This is a genomic window from Flavobacterium sp. KH_035 (genome assembly GCF_057839565.1).
The window spans coordinates 813,752-840,516 of the sequence record NZ_CM174492.1; the positions used below are offsets into that span (position 1 = coordinate 813,752).

The window sequence follows — 26,765 nt, forward strand, 5'->3', positions numbered from 1 at the left end:
TTTGAGCGCTAATTAAAAAACACAACCAATTAAAAAACAATAAATTATGAACAAACACCCGATTTTAAAAGGCGCGCCGCCAACAATGATTCTTACAAACTGTCATGAATCAATTGCAATAAAAAAGCAAAATACTAAAAGAACACAAACAGATTCCCTATTCTTTAAAACATAATACTAAAGCTACAAAAAACCACTTATGTAGTAAAAGTAACAGGATTCTATTTCTAATAATTCGTCTTCAGGAAACGAATTAAGAAACTCTTTCACCTCACCAGTGAAACAAAAAAACAACCAATCAATAAACCTCAACTAACTAAAAACCCAAAGAATGAAACAAACTATTTTATTATTTATGTTCTTTTTTGCGATACAGGTCACCCAGGCGCAAGTAAAAACCATCAAAGGAACGGTGACCGACACTAACGGCATATCGATACCGGGAGCATCTGTAACCATAAAAGACGAAAGAAAAGGCACCACTACCGATTTTGACGGTAAATTCACTATTGATGTAGAAAAAGGAAAAACCTTAGCCATTTCGTTCTTAGGACTAGAAACACAAAATATTCTCATAGGCGACTCCAATACCGTTACCGTAAAATTAAAAGAAGCTGCTGCTACAGCACTTTCGGGAGTTGTCGTTACTGCATTAGGCATAAAAAGAGAAAGAAAAGAACTAGGTTATTCCTTTCAGGATGTAAAAGGAAAAGATTTAGCCGACAACCCTACCCTAAGTGTCGCTCAATCTCTATACGGAAAAGTAGCAGGGGTTAACATTTCTCAAACCACAGGAGGTTTTGGAGGTAGTTCCCGTATTGTGATCAGAGGAAATCGATCGATTAGCGGTGACAACCAGCCTTTATTTGTGGTTGACGGGGTTACTTTAGGAAATACCGGACTGGCCGCAATAACCGATTCTAAATCGGGACGATATTCAGAAGGAGCCGACAATGGAGATGGCCTATCAAGTTTAAACATGGATGATATCGAAAACATTTCGGTTCTAAAAGGAGGAGCTGCGAGTGCACTTTACGGCGAACGTGGTGCCAATGGAGTTATTGTTATTACTACCAAAAAAGGAAGAAAAAACTCTTTGAAAGCCGAATACAATGGCACAACCACCTTCGACCAAATCAATACTACTTATAAAGATTTCCAAAGGGAATATGGTACAGGATCCAACGGAGTACTTCCAAATCCAAATGACATTGCGAATGGAAAAAATGCCACTACCAGTGCTTGGGGACCAAAATTCGGGTCGGCCGGCAACACTACAACACGAATCTTTGATGGCTCTTACAAACCTTATGAAAATGTAAAAGACAATATTAAAGATTTTTTCAGAACCGGAGTAAGCGTAAACAACAGCTTTAGTTTATCAGGAGGAGGGGACAACACCAGCTTTAGACTAAATTACTCCAATCTTGACGCTACTGACATCGTTCCTAAAAGCGGTCTGAAAAGAAACACTTTCACGTTAGGGGTTAACTCTCAGATACAAAAGCTAACACTGGATGCCAAATTTAGCTATGTTACAGAAAACACAGACAACAGGCCTTCCTTATCAGACGATGCCGGAAATCTCGGATTATCCGTAGCTGCAATAGCCCCAAACATTGATCAGGCCTGGCTAAAAAATTACGAAGATCCAAATGGCGTATATTACCCATGGAACGCAGACGCCAACAGGTTAAATCCTTATTTTGTTATAAACGAAAATAAAAATGAAACCAAAAAGAACAGAATATTAGGTAATTTCAGTGCTACTTATGCCCTTACCAGCTGGTTAAGTGCTACCGCAAGAGCCGGAATTGACCGCTTTACATTTGAAAGTTCCGATTTTGTCAACGCCGGAAGCACCTGGTTATCCAGACAAAACGGATCTTTAATAAACAGCAACACTACCTTTCAGGAATACAATACAGAAGCCTTATTGAACGCTCAAAAATCGTTTGGCGATTTTAACGTAACCTTTGGTGTTGGAGCCAATCAAAGAAATTCTCAAAGAATCGTTTCCGGAGTTGCGCTTACCGACATGATTACCAACGGAATCAACAAACAAGCCAACTTCCAGTCCAGCATTCTAAATCCGAAAACAAACGACGAAATTCTGGTACGCTCTGTATACTCGTATTTAAGAACCAACTACAAAAATTATTTGTTTTTAGATTTCACCGGACGTAATGACTGGAATTCAACCTTAGCCTCGGCCGTGAGCTCTTCTAACAACAATAATTACTCTTACTTTTATCCTTCGGTATCTTCCAGCTTTATCTTTACGGATGGTTTCGATATTAAAAGTGATGTTTTAACTTTTGGAAAAATCAGAGCTTCCTGGGCAGGAACCGCAAAAGCACTGGAAACACCATACAGCACAGCACTTAATTACAACATACAAACGAAACCGCTTTTAGGAAACCCCATTGGTTCAGTAGCCAACAGTATCATTCCAAACAACACCTTAAAGCCAGAATTCACCACAAGCTACGAAGCGGGAGTTGACTTAGGTTTTTTTAAAAACCGTTTACAACTTGATTTATCTTATTATTATACCAAAACAAAAAACCAGTTAATTGTATTAAATACTTCACAAACTTCAGGTTTTGTTGGTGCCAATGCCAATGCGGGTACCGTTGAAAACCAAGGTTTCGAAGCCTTAATAACCGCCGGAATTTTCAGAAATCCTGATGGATTCAATTGGGACATTACCTTAAACTTTGCAAAAAACGAAAACAAACTACTGGAATTAACCGACAAAACCGACCTTCAGGTGATCTCGAATGCACGATGGGCCGGAGCACAAATTGTAGCCAAAGTAGGAGAAAGTTCTACAGAAATCTACGGAAGAAAATTTCAAAGATCGCCTGATGGTCAAGTAATCATAGGAGCAAACGGGCTTCCACTGTTAACCGATGGCTATGAAAGCTTAGGGAAAACTGCTCCGGACTGGATTGGAGGCGTTACCAATGAGTTTTCTTATAAAGGAATTAGCCTTAGAGCCAATTTCGACATGAAATTTGGAGGCAAAGTATACTCTATGACCAATGCTTATGCAGCTTACAATGGACTATCAGACGAAACCATTGAAGGCAGAGATGGATATAATGCCTGGGTTGCCGCACAACTTGCAGCCGGAAAAACGCTAAATGAAATAGGGCAATTAACCCCAACCGCCGGACTTATTGTAGAAGGTGTAACTGAAATCAAAGACGGTAGCGGTAATGTAACCGGATACCAGAACAACACACGTTATGTTAACCCTCAAACGTATTGGAGAAGTCTGTATGGAGATAATACTACACCGGAACCTTTTGTTTACGATGCTTCTTACGTTAAACTTAGAGAAGCCTCTATAGGTTACGATTTTCCTAAAAAGTGGTTAAAAGGAACCGGACTTGACCGATTTAAATTTTCGGTAATTGGTAGAAACCTGTGGAATATCTATTCTAAAGTTCCAAACATCGATCCGGAATCTACTTACACTAACGGAAATGGACAAGGCTTTGAATACGGTTCTTTGCCTTATCGAAGATCTTATGGTTTCAATCTACAATTATCCTTCTAACCCTCAAATTTGATTCAAATGAAAAAATATATAGTACAATTAACAAAATATACGCTCGGTGCCATAGTACTCCTTAGCACAACTAATTGTGCCGACGACGAACTTTTCAGGGAAACCAATACCAATCCTGAATCATTCGTAACCATAGCTCCTTCAGCACAATTAACCGGTGTTGAAGCTTCCTTCTCAGGTGCAATCTTCGAACAATGGAGAGCCAATCTTATTTACGGAGAAGGATTCATTCAGCATCTTGGAGCTGCTTGGGCAACAGCAACTTTTGGTTCTTTTTACGCAAGCAGCACCGAATACCAGGGAGCACTTTGGAATGCAAATTATGGCGGCGGACTAATACGTAACGTTATGGACCTCAATGAAAGAACCAATGGGAAAGCAGAGTTCACCAACCTAAATGCAGTCGCAAAAACATTGAAAGTTATGGCTTTTCAACGTCTGACAGATTTATACGGAGACGTTCCTTACTCAGAAGCCGGTTTGGGGTACTACCAAAATATCTTCTATCCGAAATACGACAGTCAAAAAGATATTTACACTGACTTTTTTAAAGTTTTGGATGAAGCTTATAGTCAAATACAATCTGGAACTGATCCCATAAAAGGAGATATATTTTATGCAGGGGATGTCTCTAAATGGAAAAAAATGATCAGCTCCCTAAGACTGCGATGCGCGATGCGAATTTCAAAAGTAGATCCTGCCCTCGCCAAAGAGCAAATTCAAAAAGCAGTTGCAAATGGTATCTTCACAAGCAACGATGACAATTGTTATATGAAACACGACGCCACTCTTCCGGAAACAGTCGGAGCGGTGAACAACGGTAACGGACTGTCTCATGCCTTAAAAGGCAACGAACTAACAGACCGTCCTACTACCACCCTATTTGATGCATTGGGAGACGATCCGAGAAAAAAAATATGGTTCTTACCTGCTCCTAACGGTAATTATGTGGCTATTAATCCGAACATGTACGGCTACAATTTCCCAGGCGGAGGCGGTAATATTTCAAGATTGCAGCCCTATTTATACGAGAACAGTGCTCCATACCTGCATCTTACTTATTCAGAAACACAACTGCTTTTGGCAGAAGCTTCTTTTAGAAATCTCTATACAGGCGACACCAAAAATCTTTACAAAAAAGGAATTGAAGCCGGAATCAGACAATGGGTTATTTTTAAAGACGCTTCCATTATCGACAACAATGCCATTACCGCCTTCTTAGCGACAAAAAACCTGACTCCCGGAAAAGAGCTGGAGGAAATTGCCACACAACAATGGCTTACTTTATTTTTAAACGGAATGGAAGCTTACAGCAATCACAGGCGAACAAACTTTCCGGTTTTGGTCAAAATAACAAATGTAGGATCAACCACAAACGGAGTTATGCCTACCAGAATGCCTTACCCTCCTGAAGAATCCACAAGTAACAAAGAGAATTATTTAGCGGCAGGTGCCAAATACAACAATAACAGCTGGCTTGCTAAAGTTTGGTGGGATGTAGATTAAACTGCTAAATTGCATCAAACACAAATCCTTTCATGTTGACCATAATACCATTCGTAATTCATATTGAATTATGGATGGTATTTTTTTAGGCTTTCGCGATCCGAAACGAACTGAATTCCCCAAGCGGCTTATTCTAAAAATACGAATTTTAAGATTAAAACAGGTTCATTCCAAAAAAGCTTATTCTGCAAAAATTTCTCAAAACACCTTTAGAAACCTCATTTCTTTTGGATTAGAAAAATACTTTAGAAAAAAATATTGCAAAAAAAATGCATTTTGTGCAAAAAAAATGCAAACGAATAAAAATAATATATATATTTGATCGCCAATAAAACCAAAATAAAACATGAAAACCAAAGTATTATGAAAACAAAGCTAATTTCATTAGTATTTATTGGGGGAGTAATCTTCTCAGCAAATGCAAAAGAAGCTGCAATTAAAACGCACCTCTTTGAACAAAAAAGCAGTCAGATTGAAATTTCAGGCCAAGTCATTGGTCAGGACGACGGAATGCCAATTGCCGGAGCTACTATTTACGCCAAAGGCAATAAGAAAACAGCTACTATAACCGATGAAACAGGAAAATTCAAATTAAATGTTCCGGAAAACGAAACTCACATTATCGTTTCTTACATGGGTTATGGAACTTTAGAATACAAACTAGACAATGTTAGAGATGTCGTAATAAGTTTAAAGCCTGCCGAAAATGTACTGGAGCAAGTATTAGTAACCGCATTAGGGGTTAAAAAAAGTAACAAAGCAGTTGCCTATGCTGTTACCGAATTAAAAGGAACTGAATTCACCAAGGCAAAAGAAACCAATATCACAAACGCTTTAGTAGGTAAAATTGCCGGAGTAAACGTAAGCAGCTCTGCAACAGGCGCAAACGGATCAACCAGAGTAGTCATTCGTGGAAATGGTTCCCTAAACGGAAATAACCAGCCCATGTATGTGGTAAACGACTTACCAATTGACAATACACAACTTAACCTGCCTGGAACCGGAAACGGAGCAGGCTCACCAAGAATGAACGTCGATAGAGGTGACGGTACCTCTGTTATCAATCCTGATGATATTAAAAGCATCACTGTATTAAAAGGAGGAACTGCAGCAGCTCTTTACGGAGCAAATGCTGCCAATGGTGTAATTCTTATCCAAACCAAAAGAGGAGGCGCACAAAAAGGCATCGGCGTAGAACTTAATTCCTCTTATACTTTTGAAACTCCAGCTGTCATCCCGAACTGGCAATACGAATACGGAGCCGGAGATGCAGGACAAAAACCATTAACAAAAGAAAAAGCTATAGAATTTGGTCGCTGGTCGTGGGGAGCAAAAATAGACGGAACTGATGTTATTCAATTTGACGGAGTAAAAAGACCTTATGTTGCACAAAAAAACAACATCAAAAACTTCTACGAAACCGGAACAACATTTATCAATTCTATCGCACTTTCAGGAGGAACCGAAAAAGCTTCAGGACGTCTTTCCTTCTCTAATACAGACAACCAGTCGATTGTACCAAATTCTGATTTCAACCGTAAAAGTGTCAACATTGCCAGCAATGTAAACTTAACCAATTGGTTAAAATTTGACGTAGTCGCACAATACAATATAGAGAAATCAAACAACAGAATTACGGTTTCAGATGCAGAAGCCAACCCGAACTGGGCCACCTATCTGCTTGCTAACACTGTAGACATTAGAAATCTTTCACCTGGTTATGACGAAAACGGTAAGGAAATAGCATGGAATCCTGTTCCAGTTGCAACAAACCCTTACTTCACCATTAATAAAATCAAAAACAGGGACACTAAAAATCGTTTCCTTGGAATGTTAAACGTAAAATTAAACTTTACACCTGAACTATTTCTTCAGGGAAGAATTGGACAGGATTACACCGATTACGATTACTTTGGATACATTCCAAAGACAAGCCTAAACAATCCAATTGGATACGCACAAGGTTCCCGCGTAAAGCTGTCAAACCTGAATTCCGAAGCTATACTAAACTATACCAAAAAGAACTTGTATAAAGATTTTTCTCTGAATGCATTACTTGGAGTAAACTCCCGTACAACCTTACGAGATGAAGTAAGCCTTGAGGGTTCAAATTTTGTCCTTGATGATTTTTTCGCTCCAACCAATTTTACTACTTTATCGTATACTTATCCTTATGGAAAAACTAAAACAAACTCTGTTTATGCTGCCGCAGATCTGGATTACAAAAATGTAATTTTCCTAAACGTTACGGGACGTCAGGATTGGTTTTCAACTCTATCTAAAGAAAACAATAAAGTATTCTACCCATCCATAGGAACCAGTATCATTCTTTCTGATATTGTAAAAATGCCGGAGTGGATTTCATTTACAAAACTGAGATCTTCGTGGGCCCAGGTTGGAGGCGCTACACCAGATCCATACGCATTAAACCGATCGTATTCAATGGTTCAGGGAGGCCACAACAACCAACAGCTACAAGTCCCTACAGGAACGAGAGTGCCAAATTCTACGTTAAGTCCTTTAACTTCAACCACCTTTGAAATTGGAACTGATATAGGCTTCTTTAACAATCGTTTAAATCTTGACTTCGCCTGGTACAACCGTGCTACCACAAACGACATTGTACAAACAACCATTTCAAATGCGTCAGGCGCAAATACTGCTTTACTCAACATTGGAAAAATGAGAAATGAAGGAGTTGAATTATTAATTAGCAGTAAGATCATAAACAATAGTAACTTCTCTTGGGACGCAAGTATCAACGGAGCCTATAATAAAAACACAGTTGAAGCACTTACAGACAAATTAAACTCGATTACGATGGCAATTTCCGTAAACGATTATGCCCTTATTACCAGTGATGTAGGACGCCCTTACAGTACTATTAAAGGATATAAACCGCTTAAAGATGCAAACGGAAATACAGTTTACAATGTAAGTGGCAATACCGCAACCGTAGCAAGAGGTCCACTTCAGGAGCTGGGACAGGGTGTTCATCCCTGGACAGCAGGACTTAATAATGAATTTAAATACAAAAACATATCTTTTAGCTTCCTGATCGACGGTAAATTCGGTGGTAGTTTATACTCCGGAACTGATTTATATGGAACCCGTATGGGATTAACCAAATTAACACTTGAAGGTCGTGAAAACGGCTTACCAATTAAGGGAGTTGATACTAAAGGAAATCCGGTAGATATGGTAATTGCTCCTAAAGACCTTAGAAATTATTATGATGGACTAAAAAACATTTCATCAGAATTTGTCTACGATGCAAGCTTTATAAAACTAAGACAAGTTATTATTGGATATCAATTCCCTATTGAAAAAATAAGCAGTTTATCAAAACTTCAAAGCATATCCATTTCTTTCATAGCAAGAAACTTATTCATTCTTTACAAAAAGACTCCAAACGTAGACCCGGAATCTGTATTTAGTGCGGGAAATGCTCAGGGTATAGAACAATTTGGAGTTCCGAGAACCAGAAGTTTCGGTTTAAATTTAAATGTTAAATTTTAAACACCCCTTATCCCTAATTTTTAAATTAAAAGACATGAAAAAGATAACCCTATTATACATTTCAGGCATACTGTTGGGTAGCCTGACAGCATGTACCAAAGATTTTGAAGAAATCAACTCCAATCCCAATGCCGTTGAAAAACCAAATACCAACTTTATTTTCAGCAGGGCGCAACTTGACGGCTTAGCCAATAATTATTTTTTTACAAACATGCTTGAATGTGGCGGAATACTGCAACATTATGCCACTTACAAAGAAGTCTCCGGAGTGGGTGATAAATACTTAGATGGAGAAAAATACTATTCCGGTTACTTTAATCAGGCATACCCAACAGCATTAAATGAAACTGAGATCGTAATTAATGCCGTAAAAGACACGCCGAACGACAGCAACAAACTTAATATTGCACGAATCTGGAAAGTTTTTTTATATCATAAAATTACAGATTTGTACGGAAGTATTCCCTACTCCCAAGCAGTACAGGCATACACTACAAATCTATTTCTTCCAAAATATGACTCGCAAGAATTCATCTATAAGGATTTATTAAAAGAGCTTGATGAAGCTGCGACTGCACTGGATCCAGCGAAACCGAGTTTCGGCACTGCTGATTTCATCTATCAGGGAAATGTTGCCAAATGGAAGAAATTCTCTTACTCCTTAATGCTTCGCTTAGGCTTGCGTTTAACTAAAGTGGATCCCGCTTTATCAAAAACCTGGGTTACCAAAGCCATTGCAGGCGGAGTAATCGTTAATGGAGCAGACAATGCCATCATGAACTATAACGACGGACCAAATAACTTCAACAGAAACCCCGTTGCTTTTGACTCAAGATCCGGAGATTATGCAAACGGATCATACGGTCAAACTAATACTGAGGGAGGCAAACTAGCCAAAACTTTCATTGACTTATTAAAAACTACTGCTGACCCGCGAATCAGTGTTTACGCCGGAGTTTGGCAAGGAACTGTACAAAATACTAACCCGGCCGTGCAGAAAGGTTTCCCAAATGGAACCACAACAGCATTAGCACCATTAGAGCAAGCCACTTATTCTGAGCCAAATCAAAATACCATTTTAAGATTCGATGCTCCGCTGGTATTAATAAGCAATGCCGAAACTAATTTATATCTGGCCGAAGCTGCTGCAAGAGGATGGTACACTGCCGAAACCGATAAGGAGTTATATGAAAAAGGAGTGAAAGCATCTTTCCTAAATATGGGAATTTATGGAACATCCTACTCCATTACAGATGCAACTCCTTATTTAACTGCTAATCCATATAATGCAGCAGGGACTTTTGAAGCCAAAATGAATCAAATTCATACCCAGGTTTATGTAGCTTTATTTGTAGACGAACAGGAAATTTATGCCAACTGGAGAAGAACCGGATACCCAGTTTTAACTCCCGTAAATTTCCCTGGAAATGTAACAAATGGCACAATACCAAGGCGTCTTAGATATCCAACCAGTGAATATTCAGTAAATACAACTAACTTAGCAGAAGCAGTTAAACAACAAGGACCTGATACTTTTACTACAAGAATCTGGTGGGATAAACAATAAAATTCCATTGATATAATTAATTTAAACACATAGAGACATAGATCCTGCAATCCTAAAAAGATGTTTCACTTGCATTAATACGCATAGTAACTATGTTTTAAAAAGCTAACTTTTTTTGTTACTCTTTTATTAAGTAAAAAAATCTATGTTGCAATGTGTTTAATCAATTTTATACGAATTACACTCTGCGGAGTTAATAATACAAAAGATAAATGAGCATTTTAATTCTTACGGCATGCATTGCGTTTCTAATCGTCCAGATAGCCTGGCTTAAAATCAATCCGTTTATTGCCTTTATCATTACAGCTTTATTAGCAGGTCTTTTTTTAGGCCTGCCAATAAACACTTTGTCACAAACTGTGCAAAAAGGACTGGGCGAAATGCTAGGATCTATTACGTTGATTATTGTTTTCGGAACCTGTATTGGTAAACTTACTGTTTCATCAGGCGCCGCCAATGTTATTGCCAAAACTGTTATGGGATGGACGGGTAAAAAATACGTTCGCCTTGGCTTAATGATTACCGGATTTATTGTTGGGATACCTCTATTTTATAGTGTTGGTTTTGTTTTGTTAGTACCCTTAATCTTCTCAGTAGCCCATCAATTCAAACTGTCAAAAGTATATCTTGGTATTCCAATGCTGGCGTCGCTTTCAGTAGCACACGGTTTCTTACCCCCACATCCGTCTCCAATGGCTTTAAGCAGTATTTTTAATGCCGATATTGGACTTGTTTTGGTTTATGGAATCATCATTGCGATTCCAACCATTTTTATTGCAGGTTTGCTGTTTTCGAATTTACTCAAAAACATCAAAACCGAATCAGATCACGAGATTTTAAATGTCGAAGAAGTCGCAAACGAAGGCAAACTTCCCAGTTTTTCCCTTAGCCTATTCTCCGCTTTATTTCCGGTTTTTGCTTTAACACTGACTTCGATATTACCTATGATTTCTAACAATGAAACTTTAGCTGATATCTGCAAAACAATTGGAGAGCCTAGCATAATCATGCTGATTTCTTTATTAATCTGTACCTATACTTTAGGGATCCGAATGAACCGAAGCATCAGCTCGGTAATGGATGACTACGCCGTTGCCATCAAAGATGTTGCCTTAATTGTTCTGATCGTTGGAGGAGCCGGCGGCCTAAAAGAAGTCATGATTGTAAGCGGCGTAAACGAAACTATCGTTGCAGCTCTAACACAAATAAACATTCATCCTTATTTACTGGCATGGATGATGGCAGCGATTATTCGCGTTTGTGTAGGTTCGGCAACAGCAGCAGGATTAATGACCGCCAGTGTTTTACTCCCATTACTACAATCAACCGGACTTGATCCTAACTTACTGGTTTTGTCTGTTGGAGCAGGAAGTTTAATGTGCTCACACGTAAACGACCCAAGTTTCTGGATGTTCAAAGAATATTTTAACATCAGCCTGAAAGATACTTTCAAATCATGGACCGTTATGGAATCCTTAGTATCAGTTTTAGGAATCATTTTCATTTTTATTTTAAACTCTATAATACATTAATATCATGAATTTATTACCACAAGAAAAATTTGAAACACTTGGTTTGTCTCTTCCTCCGGCGCCTCAGCCTTTGGGTATATACAAACCCTATTTGGTTGATGGTAAATATTTATACCTTTCAGGTCACGGGCCTGTTAGAGACGACAAATCACTGATCATTGGTCGAATTGGCGATGACATAGACATTGAGGAAGGAAAATTAGCAGCAAGACAAGTCGGATTAACAATGCTTTCTACAATTGTAACCAATTTTGGAAGCCTGAACAAAGTAAAAAAAGTTATAAAAGTACTCGGAATGGTGAATTGCAATGGCGATTTTCTAAGACATCCCTATGTAATAAACGGCTGCAGTGAATTATTTGCCGAAGTCTGGGGACAGGAAAACGGAATCGGAGTAAGAAGTGCCGTAGGAATGGGTTCCTTACCGGATAATATTCCTGTTGAAGTAGAAGCCGTTTTCGAATTATATTAAAAAAAGTTATGCCACAGATTACATAATAAAAAAGGATTATTTTTTGTTTGTCACGAATTAACACGAATTAATTTTTCACGTACTGATTTGCGAAAATTAGTGAAATTCGCGGCGAAAGAATTAAACACATAGAAACATAGATTTTTTTACTTCATTGAGAATAACAAAAAAACTCGTTTTCGCACATAGCTATGTGTATTAATGCAAGTGAAACGCCTATTACAAGGTTTCAAAAACTATGCTTCTATGTGTTAAAAAAAATAATCGCTAAGTTTATAAATCAATATAATCCCGACAGCTATCGGGAGTGGCTAAAAAAAGACAACAATGAATACAAATACCTCACAAACCAGAATTGCAACATTCGGAGAATTATTACTCCGAATGAATGTTGCAGACGGAAATCGATTTACGCAGGCCAATGAAATAAAAATTTACGTTGGCGGCGCCGAAGCAAATGTTTGTGTTTTACTATCCCAATTGGGAATACCTACTGACTACATTACCCGATTACCGCAAAACGACTTAGCACAACTGGCTTTGAATGAACTTCACAAATACAAAGTAAACACCTCAAAATGTGTTTACGGAGGAGAACGTTTGGGTCTGTATTTTGTCGAGGCCGGTAATCAAATCAGGCAATCACAGGTAATTTATGACCGAAGCAATTCGTCTTTTGCAACAATCCAAAAGAATCAAATCAATTGGGATCTGACTTTAGCCGATGTAAACCATTTTCACTGGTCCGGAATAAGTCCGGGAGTTTCGGATGAAGCAGCTCAGGTCTGTAAAGAAGCTATTTTGGCTGCACATCAAAAAGGACTTCCAATTTCTTCTGATTTTAACTATCGTTCTAAACTATGGCAATACGGAAAACATCCCTCTGAAATCATGCCTGATTTACTTCAGTACAGCACGATTACTGTTGCCGATTTAGATGCTATTGAAATTTATTTCGGAATCAAAACAGATCCAAAAAAAGCTGATGCCGATCGTTTTCAAAAAACATTCGAATTGTTAAAAGTAAAAATGCCCATTTTAAAAACACTGGCAATGAGTTTTAGAAAGTCAGACGGACTAGCGCATTTATACAAAGGATTACTGATTCACGAAGGCAACTTTTATCAGACACCCGAACACAAAATACATGTCGTAACAGACCAGATTGGTTCCGGAGATGCCTTCAACGCAGGATTATTGTACGGACTGACCCATAAATTATCCGGTCAGGAATGCATCGAATGGGCAACTGCCTGCGGTGTAATCAAACAAAGTATTCACGGAGATTTTGCTATAAGCACTCTTGATGAAGTAAGTCATTTTATTAAAAACGGCTCAAGTAATAGAATTAACAGATAAAATAAGAACATGTACAGCATATTAAAAACGCAAGGTGTACTTCCGTTAGTCACACAAATCAACATTGAAACAGCCCAAATAGTCTTGCAATCAGCGGCTGATGCTGGCATAAAAATTATCGAGTTTGCTGCGCGTGCAGACAATGCAAAAGAAGTTTTTACTCAAATGATTGCTTTTAGAAAAGCCAATAATCTGCAGGTTAAAATAGCCGTTGGATCTATTCTAAATGTTCATGATGCCGAAACCTTTCATCAGTTAGGGGCAGATTGTATTGTGTGCCCACATACCGATTTCGAAATTGGAAATTATTGTTTTAAAAATAACATTTACTGGATTCCCGGAGCTGCTACCTTAAACGAAGTACTTCACGCCAATAAATTAGGAGCTGAAATTGTAAAACTTTTTCCTGCCGATAAAATTGGTGGTCCCGGATATGTAAAAGCCATCAGAGCTCCTTTTCCGAATTTAAAGATAATGCCAACCGGAGGTGTAACCTTAGAAGAAAGCAATTTGAAATCCTGGTTCAAATCCGGAGTTGTCTGCGTTGGAATTGGTTCTAATTTATTTACAAAAGAAATGCTGCTAAATTTAAGTTATGAGCAATCCTTTCAGGCTTTTCAAAATTTAATTGAAGTTGTCAAAAAAACAAGAACCTAAATTATGCGAAACAATTGGTGGGAAATAAATTCCGAAATACGTGTTGATACTCCATTTTTGGCTGTTTACGAAGATCGCATTCAGTCCAATATTGAGCGTTTGATTGAGTCTTTGAACGGTGATACTCAAAAATTAAGGCCACATATCAAAACCCATAAAATTGGGGAAATTCTGGATTTATTTAAAACTTACAACATCAACAAAATTAAATGTGCTACAATTGCCGAAGCTGAACTTGCCGCCATACACGAAATTCCGGATGTGCTTCTCGCCTATCAACCTGTTGGTGTTAAAAGAGAAAGATGGATTTCGTTAATTCAAAAATATCCAGCTACCGCTTTTTCGACAATTGTAGATAATTTCGAATCGGCAAAAGCACTGGATACCATCGCGCATAAAAACAATCTGACCCTAATTGTATATCTGGATTTGAATACCGGAATGAACAGAACCGGAATCTCAATTTCTAAAAATTGGGGAGCCTTAATTGATGAAATTATTAAGTTAAAAAACATTCATTTCGCAGGTATCCACATTTACGACGGTCATTTAAAAGGTGATGTCGAACACCGAACATCAATAGCTTCCAATATTTTCTTCAGCATCAATGAAGAAATAGAGACTATTCAGAAAAAATTTGATTACGAACTGAAAATTGTTGCCGGAGGATCTAATACTTTTCCATTTTATTCGGCTCAGGAAAATGTAGAATGCAGTCCCGGAACTTTTGTTTTCTGGGATTCCAATTATCAAATTCATCTGCCGGAGCAAAATTTTAAACCCGCACTGGTCATTGTCGGAACCATAATTTCAAAACCAACTCCTTCTACTTTTTGTGTTGATATTGGATACAAAGCTGTAGCTTCTGAAAACCCGATCGATAAAAGACTTGTGATTTTAAACGATGAAAATCTAATCCCGACCGGACATTCAGAAGAACATTTGATTATCGAAAACAAAGGAAAAAACGAGTATGCTATCGGCGATACTATTTACGCACAACCTTATCATGTTTGCCCAACCTGTGCCCTTTATGACTCCGTTCAGGTTGTAAATAATGAACATCAGATCTGCGATCAATGGCAGGTTGTGGCCCGCAGCAGAAAAATTAACATCTAGCTACAGAAAAAAAAGAATAGAAAATAGAGCGAAGAAGAAAGAGAATAGAGTAAAAAATAAAGATTATAGACCTTACAGAAAACCTCTGAACCTTTGTCCCTTTGGACCTTTGTGCCTTAAAAAAAATACTATGTTTATAATAGACGCCCATTTAGACCTTAGCATGAATGCGATGGAATGGAATCGAGATTTAAGAAATGACGTACCTACTTTGCGCCATTTGGAAAAAGGAATGACTGACAAACCGGATCGCGAGCGTGCAACGGTTTCTTTTCCTGATTTGCGAAGAGGAAATATTGGAATTGTAGTTGCTACTCAAATTGCGAGATTTGTAAAACCTGATAGCATTATTCCCGGCTGGAATTCACCTGAGCAGGCCTGGGCACAAACACAGGGACAGCTCGCGTGGTACAAAGCCATGGAAGAAGCCGGAGAAATAACTCCAATTACAGATAAAAAATCATTGCTGCAACAAATCGATTTATGGAATGACGGAACACCGAATGATAAAAAACCCATTGGTTATATTTTAAGCTTAGAAGGTGCTGATTCTATTATTGACATTTCTTACTTAGAAAAAGCACATCAATACGGATTAAGAGCGATTGGGCCGGCACATTACGGTCCCGGGCGATATGCAAACGGAACGGATGCCACCGGAAAAATGCAACAAAACGGAATCGACTTACTAAAAGAGATGGAGCGCCTGAACATTATTTTAGATGCAACACATTTATGTGACGATGCTTTCTGGCAGGCGTTAGAACATTATAACGGACCAGTTTGGGCAAGCCACAACAATTGTCGAAGTCTTGTAAATCACAACCGCCAATACAGTGATGAAATGATCAAAGCCCTGATTTCACGAGGAGCCGTTATTGGAGGAGCTTTAGATGCATGGATGCTGGTTCCGGATTGGAAAAGAGATGTTTCGACCCCAGAAGGAACAAACTGCAATCTTGAGACGGTCTTCAAACACATGGATCATATTTGCCAATTGGCCGGAAATGCAAATCATATTGGTGTAGGTTCTGATCTTGACGGTGCTTTTGGTACAGAGCAATCGCCATATGATTTAAACACCATTGCCGATTTGCAAAAACTAGTTCTGATCTTTAAAAGTCATGGTTATTCAGACGAAGATCTGAATAAAATCTTTCACCAGAACTGGATTAACTTTTTAATAAAGAATTGGGACTAAATAAAAACCAAACTGGGAACTGCCTTCTTATACGCCTGTAGTTTTTCGTGATCGGGATCGACTTCCGTCACCACATAATCAACCTCGGATAAGTTGGCAATTTTCATTTTTAGAACCGTATCCAGTTTTTCAGAAATAGTAAGAATCGCTGTTTTTTCAGAAGCCTGAATCATAGCTTTTTTTACCTGAACCGTTTCCCAGTCAGAATCTGAAAATCCGCCTTCGATATCTAAAGCATTAGTTCCTAATATCAATAAATCAACTTTAATATTCGCCAACTGATTATAGACGTCGCCGCTCACACACATTTGGCTGTACGAAGAAATGCTACCGCCAATCATGATAATTTTAACATTGGGTTTGTCCAGAAGTTCTACTGCCGATAAAACAGTAACCGTAAAAATGGTTAGATTTAAAGTATCCGGAATCAATCGGATGAATTCTCTGATGGTAGTTCCACCGCCAATTAACAAAACCATTCCGTCATGAAGCAGACCTAATGTTTTTTGCGCGATGGTTTGTTTAGATTCGCCTGCATAAGTTTGATTCGAAGAAGAATGGTGATACGCTTTTGTCATTGCACCACCCTTTACTTTAATCAATAAAGACTCTGATTCAAGTTCATTAATATCGCGTCTTACGGTATCTTCTGAAACACATAATTTAACCGAAAGGGTTTCAAAACTTACACGAGTGTGTAGGTTAATCTCTTTTAAAATAAGATTTTTACGTTCTTCCTTGGTATAATTAACCAGTTCATTATCATTATTCATGCAAATTCATTTTTATTAAAGCAAATGTAAACAATTAATGCAATATTATTGCGAAACAAATTAGAATACAATGTAATAAAAAAGTTAATTCATCTATAATAAAGACATTTAAACGTAAATAGCTTTTGCAAAAAAAATGCAAATTAACCAACAAACCTTAAATTTGTTTAACGAACATAAAAAGTAACCATGCGAAAAAATATATTTCTCCTTTTAATATTTTGTTTTTCCTTTGGAAGTGCTCAAACTTCCTCTACTACTAATTCGATAATTCCTGCTCCCAATTCTTATAAAGCAACCGGGGACAGCATTCGTTTAAACGGACAAATTAAAGTAGTTTTTGAGCACAATAAATTCAGTACCAAAGAACAAAAAACTGCGAACCTTTTTGAATCCGCCATAAACACAAATACGCCCAATAAAAAAAGCAACATTGAAGTTTTATTTATTACTAAAAACCCATCTGCATCGTTAAAAAAAGAAGCCTATAAAATAAGTATTACCTCAAAAAAAATTACCGTTACCGGAAGTGAAGAGGGACTGTTTTATGGAGTTCAGAGTTTATTACAAATGCTTCCGAACAAACCCAAAAATCAAGAGGTAAAATTACCCTGTGTTACTATCGAAGACGAGCCCAGATACGGATATCGCGGTTTACACTTAGATGTTTGCCGTCACTTTTTCTCTGTTGATGTTATAAAAGATTTTATCGCACAAATGGCCAGTTATAAATTAAACAACTTTCACTGGCACTTAACTGACGATCAGGGATGGAGAATTGAGATTAAAAAATACCCAAAATTGACCGAAGTAGGATCTAAACGGGCACAAACTTTAGTCGGAAATAAATTCGAAAGATTTCCTTATTTTTTTGACGGAAATCCGTACGGTGGTTTTTATACCCAGGAAGAAATCAAAGACATTGTAAAATTTGCAGAAGAACATTATGTAAACGTTATTCCGGAAATCGAAATGCCGGGGCATGCCACAGCAGCAGTTACCGCTTACCCGCATTTATCCTGTTTTCCGGATCGCCCCTATAAAGTTATTGAATACTGGGGCGTATTTGAAGACATATTCTGTGCCGGAAAAGAAGAAACCTTTACCTTCCTCGAAGATGTTCTAACCGAAGTTATGGCTTTGTTTCCAAGCAAATACATTCACATTGGTGGTGATGAATGTCCAAAAGCAAGATGGAAAGAATGCCCGAATTGCCAAAAAAGAATCAAAGACTTAGGTTTAAAAAACGAACATGAATTACAAAGTTATCTCACCACCAGAATCGAAAAATTCCTGAATTCCAACGGAAAACAAATTCTGGGTTGGGACGAAATGCTGGAAGGCGGACTGGCTCCAAACGCAGCAGTAATGTCCTGGCGTGGAGAATCGGGAGGAATTGCCGCAGCCAAACAAAAACACTTCGTAATCATGAATCCAGAGCAAGTTTTGTATCTTGACTATAACCAAGCGTATTCTCCAAATGAGCCTTTAACCGTTGGAAGATTAGTGACCGTAGAAAAAATGTACCAATACAACCCCACTTCGGTGGACAGTCTGACTATTGACGAACAAAAATACATTATGGGTGTGCAGTCTAATTTGTGGTCGGAGTATTTAACGAGTCCGGCTAAATTAAACTACCAACTTTATCCCCGAATGTTTGCTTTGGCAGAGATCGCCTGGACAGAACCACAAAATAAAAATTATGATAATTTTGTTCTAAATCGAATGCCGCATCATTTAGAAAAACTAGAAGCACAAAAAAGACTCTACAAAGTCCCAACACCCTTTGGCGCAAATGAAACAGCTTTGATCACTTCAAAATACACCTTAGATCTGAAACCAACGATCAAAAACGGGCAAATTTTTTACACCATAGACGGTTATAACCCGGATGAGACAGCAGAACTATATACCAAACCGGTAGCCATAAATATTCCACAAGGAGAATTAAGGACCATCAAAACAGTTCAGATTAGCCCAAGCGGAAGAAGAAGCTCTATCAACAAAATAATAATCCGAAATCCGGATTTAAAACCCGCTTTAGCACAAAAACCGACTAAGAAAGGACTAAAATATGAGTATTTTACAGGAACACTATTCCAACAGGTTCAGGATTTAGATTTAGTAAAACCTGCAAATTCCGGAATTTTTGAAGGCACTGTGAGCAGTGAAAAATGGAAAACGAAAAAAGAGCGCTATATTGGCTTAAAATTCGACGGATACCTCTATATCCCGGAAACCGGAAATTATACGTTTTCAACGCTTTCAGACGACGGATCGAAGCTTTTTATCGACAATGAGCTAATCGTTAACAATGATGGGATTCATTGGCTCAACGAAGCTTACGGAACCGCCAAACTTGAAAAAGGTTTTCATAAAATCAACATCAGTTACTTTGATCAGATTGGCGGAACAACTTTAACCTGTTTCATTCAGCCCGAAGGAAAAGAAAAACAGGAAATAAGTGCTTCGCAATTCTATTATGAGTAGTGTATAAAAAGCACCTACTAAGGTATTTTTTTTGATACTTATTGTTGTGATTTAAAAGTCCCTGCCTTTTAAATCACAACAATAATCAAAAAACAAAACAAATTGGAACATAAACTAAGTCTAGATACTTTGCGCATCACGCAACTTTTAATAGTTTTATTGAATTCATACTTTAACTATTTCTATTCGCAAATTTCTCCATTATTTCTTCGTCATTTTTTTCATTACTTCTTTCCAATGAGTAACAAAAACTTATTGTCGGCTCTTCTTTAAATTTTAAATATAGATTTGATCTCAATATTCTGGTTTTATTGTCGTTAAAAGAAGTTCTGAGTTGATTATCAGGATTTCTTTTGACTTTAAAGCAATATATCTTATTAGGATCCTGATTATCGCTTTTTGATAAACTAAATACCAAACATTGCTTCTGCAGTTTGGATTTGTTAAAATTGATTTGATTTGGTATAAAACTAGAAAAACGTTCAGTAAATTGTTTTATTATTTCACCCAAATTTCTAGAATATTCAATATTGAAAAACAACCTAAACGATTTAATATCTATATCTGTAAATCCTTTTGAATTTACTGAAAGTGTTAAGCTTCTATTGAAATCATCTGCCTTAATAAATTCTGTTTTTAAAAGAGCGTATTTAGGTTTTTCTTCTCCTTTTAAATATAGTTTCGCAAGAACAATGTAATTATTTCCCTTGTAATTGAAATTAAAAGCCTCAAGTATCCAACCGTTATTTTCCAAATCTTCCTTAAGAAACCTAAAATTATCAAATAATGCCATAAATTTGTATTAAGATATTTATAATCTAAACCAAGTAAGAATTACCAATAAATTTAAACCAGAAAAAAATCAAACAATTCTTTATAAGTTATAAATATATTAGAATAAGCTCAATCAACTTTTTTTACCTACTTTATCAAATGTCCTCTCCCATAAAAATAGGTTATATAATTTTTACTACAATCAATCAAAAAGAATTTTAACAATAATTGAGTAAGTCACACAAAAAAAACGCATCCAACTTAATGAATGCGTTCCTATATAAACTAAATGTATGTTTAGATTATCCTTTCAAACTTGCTGATAAATACTCACGGTTCATACGTGCAATATTTTCAAGAGAAATTCCTTTTGGACATTCGATTTCACAAGCTCCTGTATTAGTACAGTTACCGAAACCTTCTAAATCCATTTGGTGTACCATGTTTAAAACACGATCAACTGCTTCAACTTTACCTTGAGGCAACAATGCATATTGAGAAACTTTTGCTCCAACAAATAACATTGCCGATGAGTTTTTACAAGTTGCTACACAAGCTCCACAACCAATACAAGCTGCAGCATCAAATGATTTATCTGCATCGTGTTTATTGATTGGAATTGTATTGGCATCAATTGTATTCCCAGAAGTATTTACCGAGATAAAACCTCCTGCATGCTGAATTCTGTCAAAAGAACTTCTGTCAACTACTAAATCTTTAATTACCGGGAAAGCTTTTGCTCTAAATGGTTCGATAAAAATCGTATCTCCATCTTTAAACATACGCATGTGTAACTGGCAAGTAGTTACTCCTCTATCTGGTCCGTGTGCTTCACCATTGATGAATAATGAACACATTCCGCAAATTCCTTCGCGACAATCGTGGTCAAATGCAACCGGCTCTTCACCTTTATTGATTAATTGTTCGTTAAGAACGTCAAGCATTTCAAGGAAAGACATATCTGGTTCGATTCCGTCAATTGGGTAATCAACTATTCCTCCTTTATCTTGGGCGTTTTTCTGACGCCATATTTTTAATGTAAGTTTCATACTGTTTTAGTTTGAAGGTCATAAAGTCGAAAGTCGAAAGTCAGCTAACATTGAGCCATTTGACTTTAAGACTTTTGTCTCTTGACAAATTGCTATTTGTAACTACGCTGTACTAATTTAATGTTTTCGTAAATTAGAGGTTCTTTGTGTAATACTGCATCACTTGGTTTTCCTTTGTATTCCCAGGCTGCAACGTATGCAAAGTTTTCGTCATCACGAAGTGCTTCTCCCTCTTCTGTCTGATACTCCTCACGGAAGTGACCTCCACAAGACTCATTACGGTGTAAAGCATCTTTCGCGAACAATTCTCCTAATTCTAAGAAATCGGCAACACGTGTCGCTTTTTCTAATTCCTGATTAAATTCGTTAGCGCTTCCTGGCACTTTTACATCTTTATAAAACTCTTCACGTAAAGCAGCAATTTCTTCGATAGCTTCAGTCAAACCTTTAGCATTACGAGCCATACCAACTTTATCCCACATGATTTTTCCTAATTTCTTATGGAAATAATCTACAGAATGAGTTCCTTTATTATTGATAAATCTGTCGATTTGATCTTTTACCGCTTTTTCTGCTTCTAAGAATTCCGGTAACTCTGTAGAAATTTCTCCCATTTTAATATCCGGAGCTAAATAATCTCCAATAGTATAAGGCAATACGAAATATCCATCAGCTAAACCTTGCATCAAAGCCGAAGCTCCAAGTCTGTTTGCTCCGTGATCAGAGAAGTTAGATTCTCCAATTGAGAAACATCCCGGAATTGTAGTCATTAAATTATAATCAACCCAAGTTCCACCCATAGTGTAGTGAACTGCTGGATAAATCATCATTGGCGTTGTATAAGGATCCTCATCAACGATTTTGTAGTACATCTGGAATAAGTTTCCGTATTTACTTTTCACGATCGCAGCTCCTAACTTAGTCACCAAAGCAGTGTCTTTATCATCCAAACCTTTTACGTAAGCATCTTCCGTTCCGTAACGTTGAATTGCTGCTGCGAAATCTAAGTAAACAGCTTCTCCGGTTTTATTAACTCCAAAACCAGCATCACATCTTTCTTTTGCAGCACGAGACGCCACGTCACGAGGTACTAAGTTACCAAAAGCAGGATATCTTCTTTCTAAGAAATAATCTCTTTCCGCTTCAGATAAATCAGTTGCTTTTTTCTTTCCTTCACGAATTGCTTTAGCATCTTCTAATTTCGCAGGAACCCAAATACGACCGTCATTACGTAACGATTCAGACATCAAAGTCAGTTTAGACTGGTGATCTCCTGAAACCGGAATACAAGTTGGGTGAATTTGTGTGTAACAAGGATTCGCAAAATACGCTCCTTTTTTATGTATTTTCCAAGCTGCTGTTGCGTTACTTCCCATAGCATTTGTAGATAAGAAAAATACGTTTCCGTATCCTCCTGAACCTACTACTACTGCATGAGCAGAGTGTCTTTCGATTTCTCCTGTAATTAAATTACGAGCGATAATACCTCTCGCTTTTCCGTTCACGATAACAATATCAAGCATTTCGTGACGGTTGTACATTTTTACTTTTCCACGACCAATCTGACGGTTCATTGCAGAGTAAGCTCCTAACAATAATTGTTGTCCGGTTTGTCCTTGTGCGTAAAATGTACGGGAAACCAATGTTCCTCCAAAAGAACGGTTATCCAATAATCCACCATATTCACGAGCCAATGGCACCCCTTGAGCCACACACTGGTCGATAATATTAGCAGAAACTTCAGCCAAACGGTGAACGTTTGCCTCACGTGCACGATAGTCACCTCCTTTTACAGTATCATAAAATAATCTATAAACAGAGTCACCGTCACCTTTATAATTTTTTGCAGCATTGATTCCCCCTTGTGCTGCGATAGAGTGCGCACGACGTGGTGAATCCTGAAAACAGAAAGCTTTTACGTTATATCCTAATTCAGCCAAAGTAGCCGCAGCAGAACCTCCAGCCAAACCTGTACCTACAATAATAATATCTAAATTACGTTTGTTAGCAGGGTTTACTAAATTAATATGATCTTTATAATTTGTCCATTTGTCCGATATTGGACCATTTGGAATTTTTGAATCTAATGCCATTATAATTGATATTAATTATTGAAATGATGAAATAATGCGATGATAACGAAAAGTGCCGGTACTACAACCGCAAATCCATAACCAACTTTACTTAAGAATCGAGAATACTTATTGTGCATCCCTACAGATTGAAGAGATGAACTGAATCCGTGCCAAAGGTGAAACCCTAACAACACAAATGATATACAATAAATACCTGTACGAATTGGATCATGAAACTTATGCACTAGTTCTCCATAATATCTTGTTGCATCCGGTGCTGTACCTGCAATATACTTATAAGTAACTTCAGGAAACCAAAAATCATAGAAATGCAATCCTAAGAAAGCCAAAATAACCAACCCCGAAATAATCATATTTCTAGAAGTCCATGAAGCATTAGCAGCTCCGTTGTATTTTGCATAAGCAATTGGTCTTGCCGCGCTATTTTGAGCAGTCAATACAAATCCCATTACGAAATGGAAAATTACTCCGATTGCTAAAACAGGTTGCATTACATATTGAATCAGCGGATTGTATCCCATAAAGTGAGAAGCTTCGTTAAAAACGTCTTCACTAATAATAGAAATAAAATTTAAGGAAACATGCAGCGCTAAAAACGTGATTAAGAATATTCCCGAAAGAGCCATAGCCACTTTCTTTAAGATGGAAGCATTCAATAGTGCAGATTGTGCCATAAGTGTTAAAGTAGTTTGTTTTAAAAAATTAGACAAAAATAAAGCAATTAGACATCAACTACAACCATTTCGCTGTTATTTATAATGATTTTAAAGAGCTTTCTCCGATATTATTGCAAATTATTTAAAAACAAGAAAATAGAAATTTTTCGCAAGTGATTTTAACGAATTCCTAGTTTTTATATAATTACCAAATTGTTATTTTTCACCCCTTTTTGCTCTGTTTTCCTCAAAAGTAAAGGGAGCCCGAATTTTATTGAATGAAAACAACTGAATTTTAAGAGCATAATTTTACCTTTATCGGCTTCAAAAAAAATGACAATGAAAACAGGAATTGACGCTATTTCTTTTGATGTAGCCAACATACATTTACCCATAAAAACTTTGGCAACTGCCAGAAATATTGAACCCGAAAAATTAGAAAAAGGCCTTGGACTACTTAAAATGACTTTACCTGATATTCATCAAGATCCGGTAGTTTTTGGCGCCAATGCTTTAACCAAACTTATTCTTGACCACAATATCAATCTAAACGAAATTAGCAGGATCTATGTCGGAACCGAAAGCGCCATCGACAGTTCGAAGCCTATTAGTTCGTTCTTAATTAGTTTGATAGAGCAAAAATTCGGCGAGGATACTTTGGCAGAATGTGATGTAGTCGATTTTACTTTTGCCTGTATTGGTGGTGTTGACGCTTTGCAAAACTGTATTGATTTTGTAAAACTGAATCCAGCCAAAAAAGCAATTGTCGTAACAACCGACTTTGCCAAATACGATTTAAACTCTACCGGAGAATACACACAAGGCGCCGGAGCATTAGCAATGTTAGTGACTTCAAACCCAAGAATCATTGCTTTTGACAACAATTGGGCGACAAGTACAAAAGGAGTCTTTGATTTTTTCAAACCCTACCGAAGCATTTCGAAAGAAACGATTACAAAAAACGAAGACAATGATCCGTGGTTTGATAATTTAGAAGCCGAGATCGAAATCCATAAAGACCAGCCTGTTTTTGACGGACAGTATTCGAATCAATGTTATATGGATCGTACGAGAGCTGCTTATTTTTCATTTAAGAAATTAAAGAATACAACTGAAACTTTATACAATTCCTGGAATAGCATAATCATGCATCTTCCCTACTCTTTTCAAGGACGCAGAATGTTGTCTGAAATTTACGCTTTAGACCACGCTGACAAAATCATTTCAGAAAACATCGAACCTGCAGATTACCAAAACAAAATCAAAGAAGTCGCAAAATCGGATGCATACAGAGAATTCGTGACCAAAAAATTACAACCTGCTGAATTAGCTTCGTCTTTAATTGGGAACCTTTATACGGGTTCTATTTTCATGGGATTGTTATCGACTTTGGCTCATTTTTATGACACCAATAAAGAAATCACCGGAACTCAATTTGGATTTTTAGCTTACGGAAGCGGATCGAAATCGAAAGTTTTTGAAGGTACAATCCAGCCGGAATGGAAAGCTGCACTGGAAAACGTGAAGCTTTTTGAAAATCTGGAAGAAAGCACAGAAATTGATTTCAACACTTACGAAGGCCTTCATAAAAAAGAACAAAAACAAAGTATCAGAACTCCAAAAAACGAATGGATTCTAGACCGAATCGAAAAAGAGATCCCAAATTTGATTGGGGCGAGATATTATAAATGGATAGATTAAGTAAAATTCCAAATTCCAATAAAAAACCGAAGCAGTTTGCTTCGGTTTTTTTATTAGAATTTTTATTCCCTTTCACCGTAGTGTTTTTTTATTTCCTTCAAAATATCATAAACTACAGTATCATTCCCATCATGATATCTTCTAGCCCAAAAACTATAAACTATTATCGCTGCAGCTTCCTCACTACTTCCTCCGATTGCATAGGCTTTCTTCTTTAATAAAGCTAAGGTACTATTGGAAATGTAAGGTGCAATCTTTCGATAGCAATCGGTTGGAGAATCCCTATTCGTCCTGGAAATCATCATGTTATAAACTTTATCCATTGCTTTAGAGGCATCATCTGTATTAGAAACATCATCTCTGCTAGCAATCAACACATCTACAAGCTGTTTTAAATTTGATTCAACGTAAATTTTCTTAGACAACAAAGAATAAATAATAGGGCTGTAACTTTTAAACGATTTTGCAAGAGCCTCATTATCAACTCTCAATACTTTACCCACATGTTTTATTTCTGAATATTCAGCAATCTGAGATTCCGTGTCGATTACATTTTTTGTACTGATATAATACTCTCCTTTTTTTAAATTTAAGAAATCTGCCAGAAAATACTGGATTAGATTTCGCACTTTGGTATCGGTATAACTTCTGTCAAAATATTCCTTAAAAAACCCTGTTGATTTTACACCAGTTGGTTTCATTCTTTTAAAA

General features: G+C 37.2%; 18 protein-coding genes. 12 read left to right on the top strand and 6 right to left on the bottom strand.

Annotated features, from left to right (window positions below; all coding sequences use genetic code 11):
- Window positions 1–331 precede the first annotated feature (331 nt).
- From AC3IS6_RS03655 to AC3IS6_RS03700, 10 genes are all read left to right on the top strand, one after another.
- Entirely contained in the window at window positions 332–3,568 is a 3,237-nt protein-coding gene (locus AC3IS6_RS03655; RefSeq protein ID WP_489163626.1) for a SusC/RagA family TonB-linked outer membrane protein, read from the top strand.
- An 18-nt stretch (window positions 3,569–3,586) separates the two neighbouring features.
- Window positions 3,587–5,086 carry a SusD/RagB family nutrient-binding outer membrane lipoprotein gene (locus tag AC3IS6_RS03660; protein WP_489163627.1) on the top strand — a complete coding sequence of 500 codons (1,500 nt, stop codon included), beginning with the start codon at window positions 3,587–3,589 and terminating at the stop codon, window positions 5,084–5,086.
- 363 nt (window positions 5,087–5,449) lie between these two features.
- Complete coding sequence (locus tag AC3IS6_RS03665; protein ID WP_489163628.1) at window positions 5,450–8,605, top strand: SusC/RagA family TonB-linked outer membrane protein; 3,156 nt, start codon at window positions 5,450–5,452, stop codon at window positions 8,603–8,605.
- 34 nt (window positions 8,606–8,639) lie between these two features.
- A complete protein-coding gene (locus AC3IS6_RS03670) occupies window positions 8,640–10,172 on the top strand; it encodes a SusD/RagB family nutrient-binding outer membrane lipoprotein (protein WP_489163630.1) in 1,533 nt (510 codons plus the stop codon).
- Between the two features lie 212 nt (window positions 10,173–10,384).
- Window positions 10,385–11,704, top strand: coding sequence for a GntP family permease (locus AC3IS6_RS03675; protein WP_489163632.1), 1,320 nt, complete (start codon window positions 10,385–10,387; stop codon window positions 11,702–11,704).
- 4 nt (window positions 11,705–11,708) lie between these two features.
- Window positions 11,709–12,176: a RidA family protein gene (locus AC3IS6_RS03680; protein WP_489163634.1), complete on the top strand. Its 468-nt coding sequence runs from the start codon at window positions 11,709–11,711 to the stop codon at window positions 12,174–12,176.
- Between the two features lie 327 nt (window positions 12,177–12,503).
- Complete coding sequence (locus AC3IS6_RS03685) at window positions 12,504–13,535, top strand: PfkB family carbohydrate kinase (RefSeq protein WP_489163636.1); 1,032 nt, start codon at window positions 12,504–12,506, stop codon at window positions 13,533–13,535.
- 9 nt (window positions 13,536–13,544) lie between these two features.
- Complete coding sequence (locus AC3IS6_RS03690) at window positions 13,545–14,192, top strand: beta/alpha barrel domain-containing protein (protein WP_173966311.1); 648 nt, start codon at window positions 13,545–13,547, stop codon at window positions 14,190–14,192.
- A gap of 3 nt (window positions 14,193–14,195) precedes the next feature.
- Window positions 14,196–15,311: a D-TA family PLP-dependent enzyme gene (locus AC3IS6_RS03695; protein ID WP_489163638.1), complete on the top strand. Its 1,116-nt coding sequence runs from the start codon at window positions 14,196–14,198 to the stop codon at window positions 15,309–15,311.
- 130 nt (window positions 15,312–15,441) lie between these two features.
- Window positions 15,442–16,512 (top strand): dipeptidase, encoded by a 1,071-nt coding sequence (locus AC3IS6_RS03700; RefSeq protein WP_489163639.1) that lies wholly within the window; start codon window positions 15,442–15,444, stop codon window positions 16,510–16,512.
- On the opposite strand, the gene AC3IS6_RS03705 is transcribed toward AC3IS6_RS03700, so the two are convergent.
- Window positions 16,509–17,285 carry a DeoR/GlpR family DNA-binding transcription regulator gene (locus AC3IS6_RS03705; RefSeq protein WP_173966308.1) on the bottom strand — a complete coding sequence of 259 codons (777 nt, stop codon included), beginning with the start codon at window positions 17,283–17,285 and terminating at the stop codon, window positions 16,509–16,511. The two genes, AC3IS6_RS03700 and AC3IS6_RS03705, sit on opposite strands and share 4 nt — an antisense overlap.
- Before the next feature lie 189 nt (window positions 17,286–17,474).
- Between AC3IS6_RS03705 and AC3IS6_RS03710 the strand changes: the two genes are divergently transcribed.
- Window positions 17,475–19,778, top strand: coding sequence for a family 20 glycosylhydrolase (locus AC3IS6_RS03710; RefSeq protein ID WP_489163641.1), 2,304 nt, complete (start codon window positions 17,475–17,477; stop codon window positions 19,776–19,778).
- A gap of 172 nt (window positions 19,779–19,950) precedes the next feature.
- Here AC3IS6_RS03710 and AC3IS6_RS03715 read toward each other — a convergent pair whose 3' ends face one another.
- The 4 genes from AC3IS6_RS03715 to AC3IS6_RS03730 all read right to left on the bottom strand — a co-directional run bounded on the left by AC3IS6_RS03715 (window position 19,951) and on the right by AC3IS6_RS03730 (window position 24,371).
- Window positions 19,951–20,571 carry a DUF6037 family protein gene (locus AC3IS6_RS03715; RefSeq protein WP_489163643.1) on the bottom strand — a complete coding sequence of 207 codons (621 nt, stop codon included), beginning with the start codon at window positions 20,569–20,571 and terminating at the stop codon, window positions 19,951–19,953.
- Between the two features lie 283 nt (window positions 20,572–20,854).
- Complete coding sequence (locus tag AC3IS6_RS03720) at window positions 20,855–21,601, bottom strand: succinate dehydrogenase/fumarate reductase iron-sulfur subunit (RefSeq protein ID WP_173966306.1); 747 nt, start codon at window positions 21,599–21,601, stop codon at window positions 20,855–20,857.
- Between the two features lie 92 nt (window positions 21,602–21,693).
- Window positions 21,694–23,694: a fumarate reductase/succinate dehydrogenase flavoprotein subunit gene (locus AC3IS6_RS03725; protein WP_173966305.1), complete on the bottom strand. Its 2,001-nt coding sequence runs from the start codon at window positions 23,692–23,694 to the stop codon at window positions 21,694–21,696.
- 11 nt (window positions 23,695–23,705) lie between these two features.
- Window positions 23,706–24,371 (bottom strand): succinate dehydrogenase cytochrome b subunit, encoded by a 666-nt coding sequence (locus AC3IS6_RS03730; RefSeq protein ID WP_017497708.1) that lies wholly within the window; start codon window positions 24,369–24,371, stop codon window positions 23,706–23,708.
- A 321-nt stretch (window positions 24,372–24,692) separates the two neighbouring features.
- Here AC3IS6_RS03730 and AC3IS6_RS03735 point away from each other — a divergent pair, with 321 nt between their 5' ends.
- Window positions 24,693–26,054 carry a hydroxymethylglutaryl-CoA synthase family protein gene (locus tag AC3IS6_RS03735; protein WP_489163646.1) on the top strand — a complete coding sequence of 454 codons (1,362 nt, stop codon included), beginning with the start codon at window positions 24,693–24,695 and terminating at the stop codon, window positions 26,052–26,054.
- A gap of 62 nt (window positions 26,055–26,116) precedes the next feature.
- Here the strand turns inward: AC3IS6_RS03735 and AC3IS6_RS03740 are convergent, their stop codons facing one another.
- Window positions 26,117–26,755, bottom strand: coding sequence for a hypothetical protein (locus tag AC3IS6_RS03740; protein WP_489163647.1), 639 nt, complete (start codon window positions 26,753–26,755; stop codon window positions 26,117–26,119).
- Between the last annotated feature and the right edge of the window lie 10 nt (window positions 26,756–26,765).

Coding starts and splice junctions, on each gene's coding strand:
- AC3IS6_RS03655 (WP_489163626.1), top strand. CDS start 332: ATGAAACAAACTATTTTATTATTTATGTTCTTTTTTGCGATACAGGTC.
- AC3IS6_RS03660 (WP_489163627.1), top strand. CDS start 3,587: ATGAAAAAATATATAGTACAATTAACAAAATATACGCTCGGTGCCATA.
- AC3IS6_RS03665 (WP_489163628.1), top strand. CDS start 5,450: ATGAAAACAAAGCTAATTTCATTAGTATTTATTGGGGGAGTAATCTTC.
- AC3IS6_RS03670 (WP_489163630.1), top strand. CDS start 8,640: ATGAAAAAGATAACCCTATTATACATTTCAGGCATACTGTTGGGTAGC.
- AC3IS6_RS03675 (WP_489163632.1), top strand. CDS start 10,385: ATGAGCATTTTAATTCTTACGGCATGCATTGCGTTTCTAATCGTCCAG.
- AC3IS6_RS03680 (WP_489163634.1), top strand. CDS start 11,709: ATGAATTTATTACCACAAGAAAAATTTGAAACACTTGGTTTGTCTCTT.
- AC3IS6_RS03685 (WP_489163636.1), top strand. CDS start 12,504: ATGAATACAAATACCTCACAAACCAGAATTGCAACATTCGGAGAATTA.
- AC3IS6_RS03690 (WP_173966311.1), top strand. CDS start 13,545: ATGTACAGCATATTAAAAACGCAAGGTGTACTTCCGTTAGTCACACAA.
- AC3IS6_RS03695 (WP_489163638.1), top strand. CDS start 14,196: ATGCGAAACAATTGGTGGGAAATAAATTCCGAAATACGTGTTGATACT.
- AC3IS6_RS03700 (WP_489163639.1), top strand. CDS start 15,442: ATGTTTATAATAGACGCCCATTTAGACCTTAGCATGAATGCGATGGAA.
- AC3IS6_RS03705 (WP_173966308.1), bottom strand. CDS start 17,285: ATGAATAATGATAATGAACTGGTTAATTATACCAAGGAAGAACGTAAA.
- AC3IS6_RS03710 (WP_489163641.1), top strand. CDS start 17,475: ATGCGAAAAAATATATTTCTCCTTTTAATATTTTGTTTTTCCTTTGGA.
- AC3IS6_RS03715 (WP_489163643.1), bottom strand. CDS start 20,571: ATGGCATTATTTGATAATTTTAGGTTTCTTAAGGAAGATTTGGAAAAT.
- AC3IS6_RS03720 (WP_173966306.1), bottom strand. CDS start 21,601: ATGAAACTTACATTAAAAATATGGCGTCAGAAAAACGCCCAAGATAAA.
- AC3IS6_RS03725 (WP_173966305.1), bottom strand. CDS start 23,694: ATGGCATTAGATTCAAAAATTCCAAATGGTCCAATATCGGACAAATGG.
- AC3IS6_RS03730 (WP_017497708.1), bottom strand. CDS start 24,371: ATGGCACAATCTGCACTATTGAATGCTTCCATCTTAAAGAAAGTGGCT.
- AC3IS6_RS03735 (WP_489163646.1), top strand. CDS start 24,693: ATGAAAACAGGAATTGACGCTATTTCTTTTGATGTAGCCAACATACAT.
- AC3IS6_RS03740 (WP_489163647.1), bottom strand. CDS start 26,755: ATGAAACCAACTGGTGTAAAATCAACAGGGTTTTTTAAGGAATATTTT.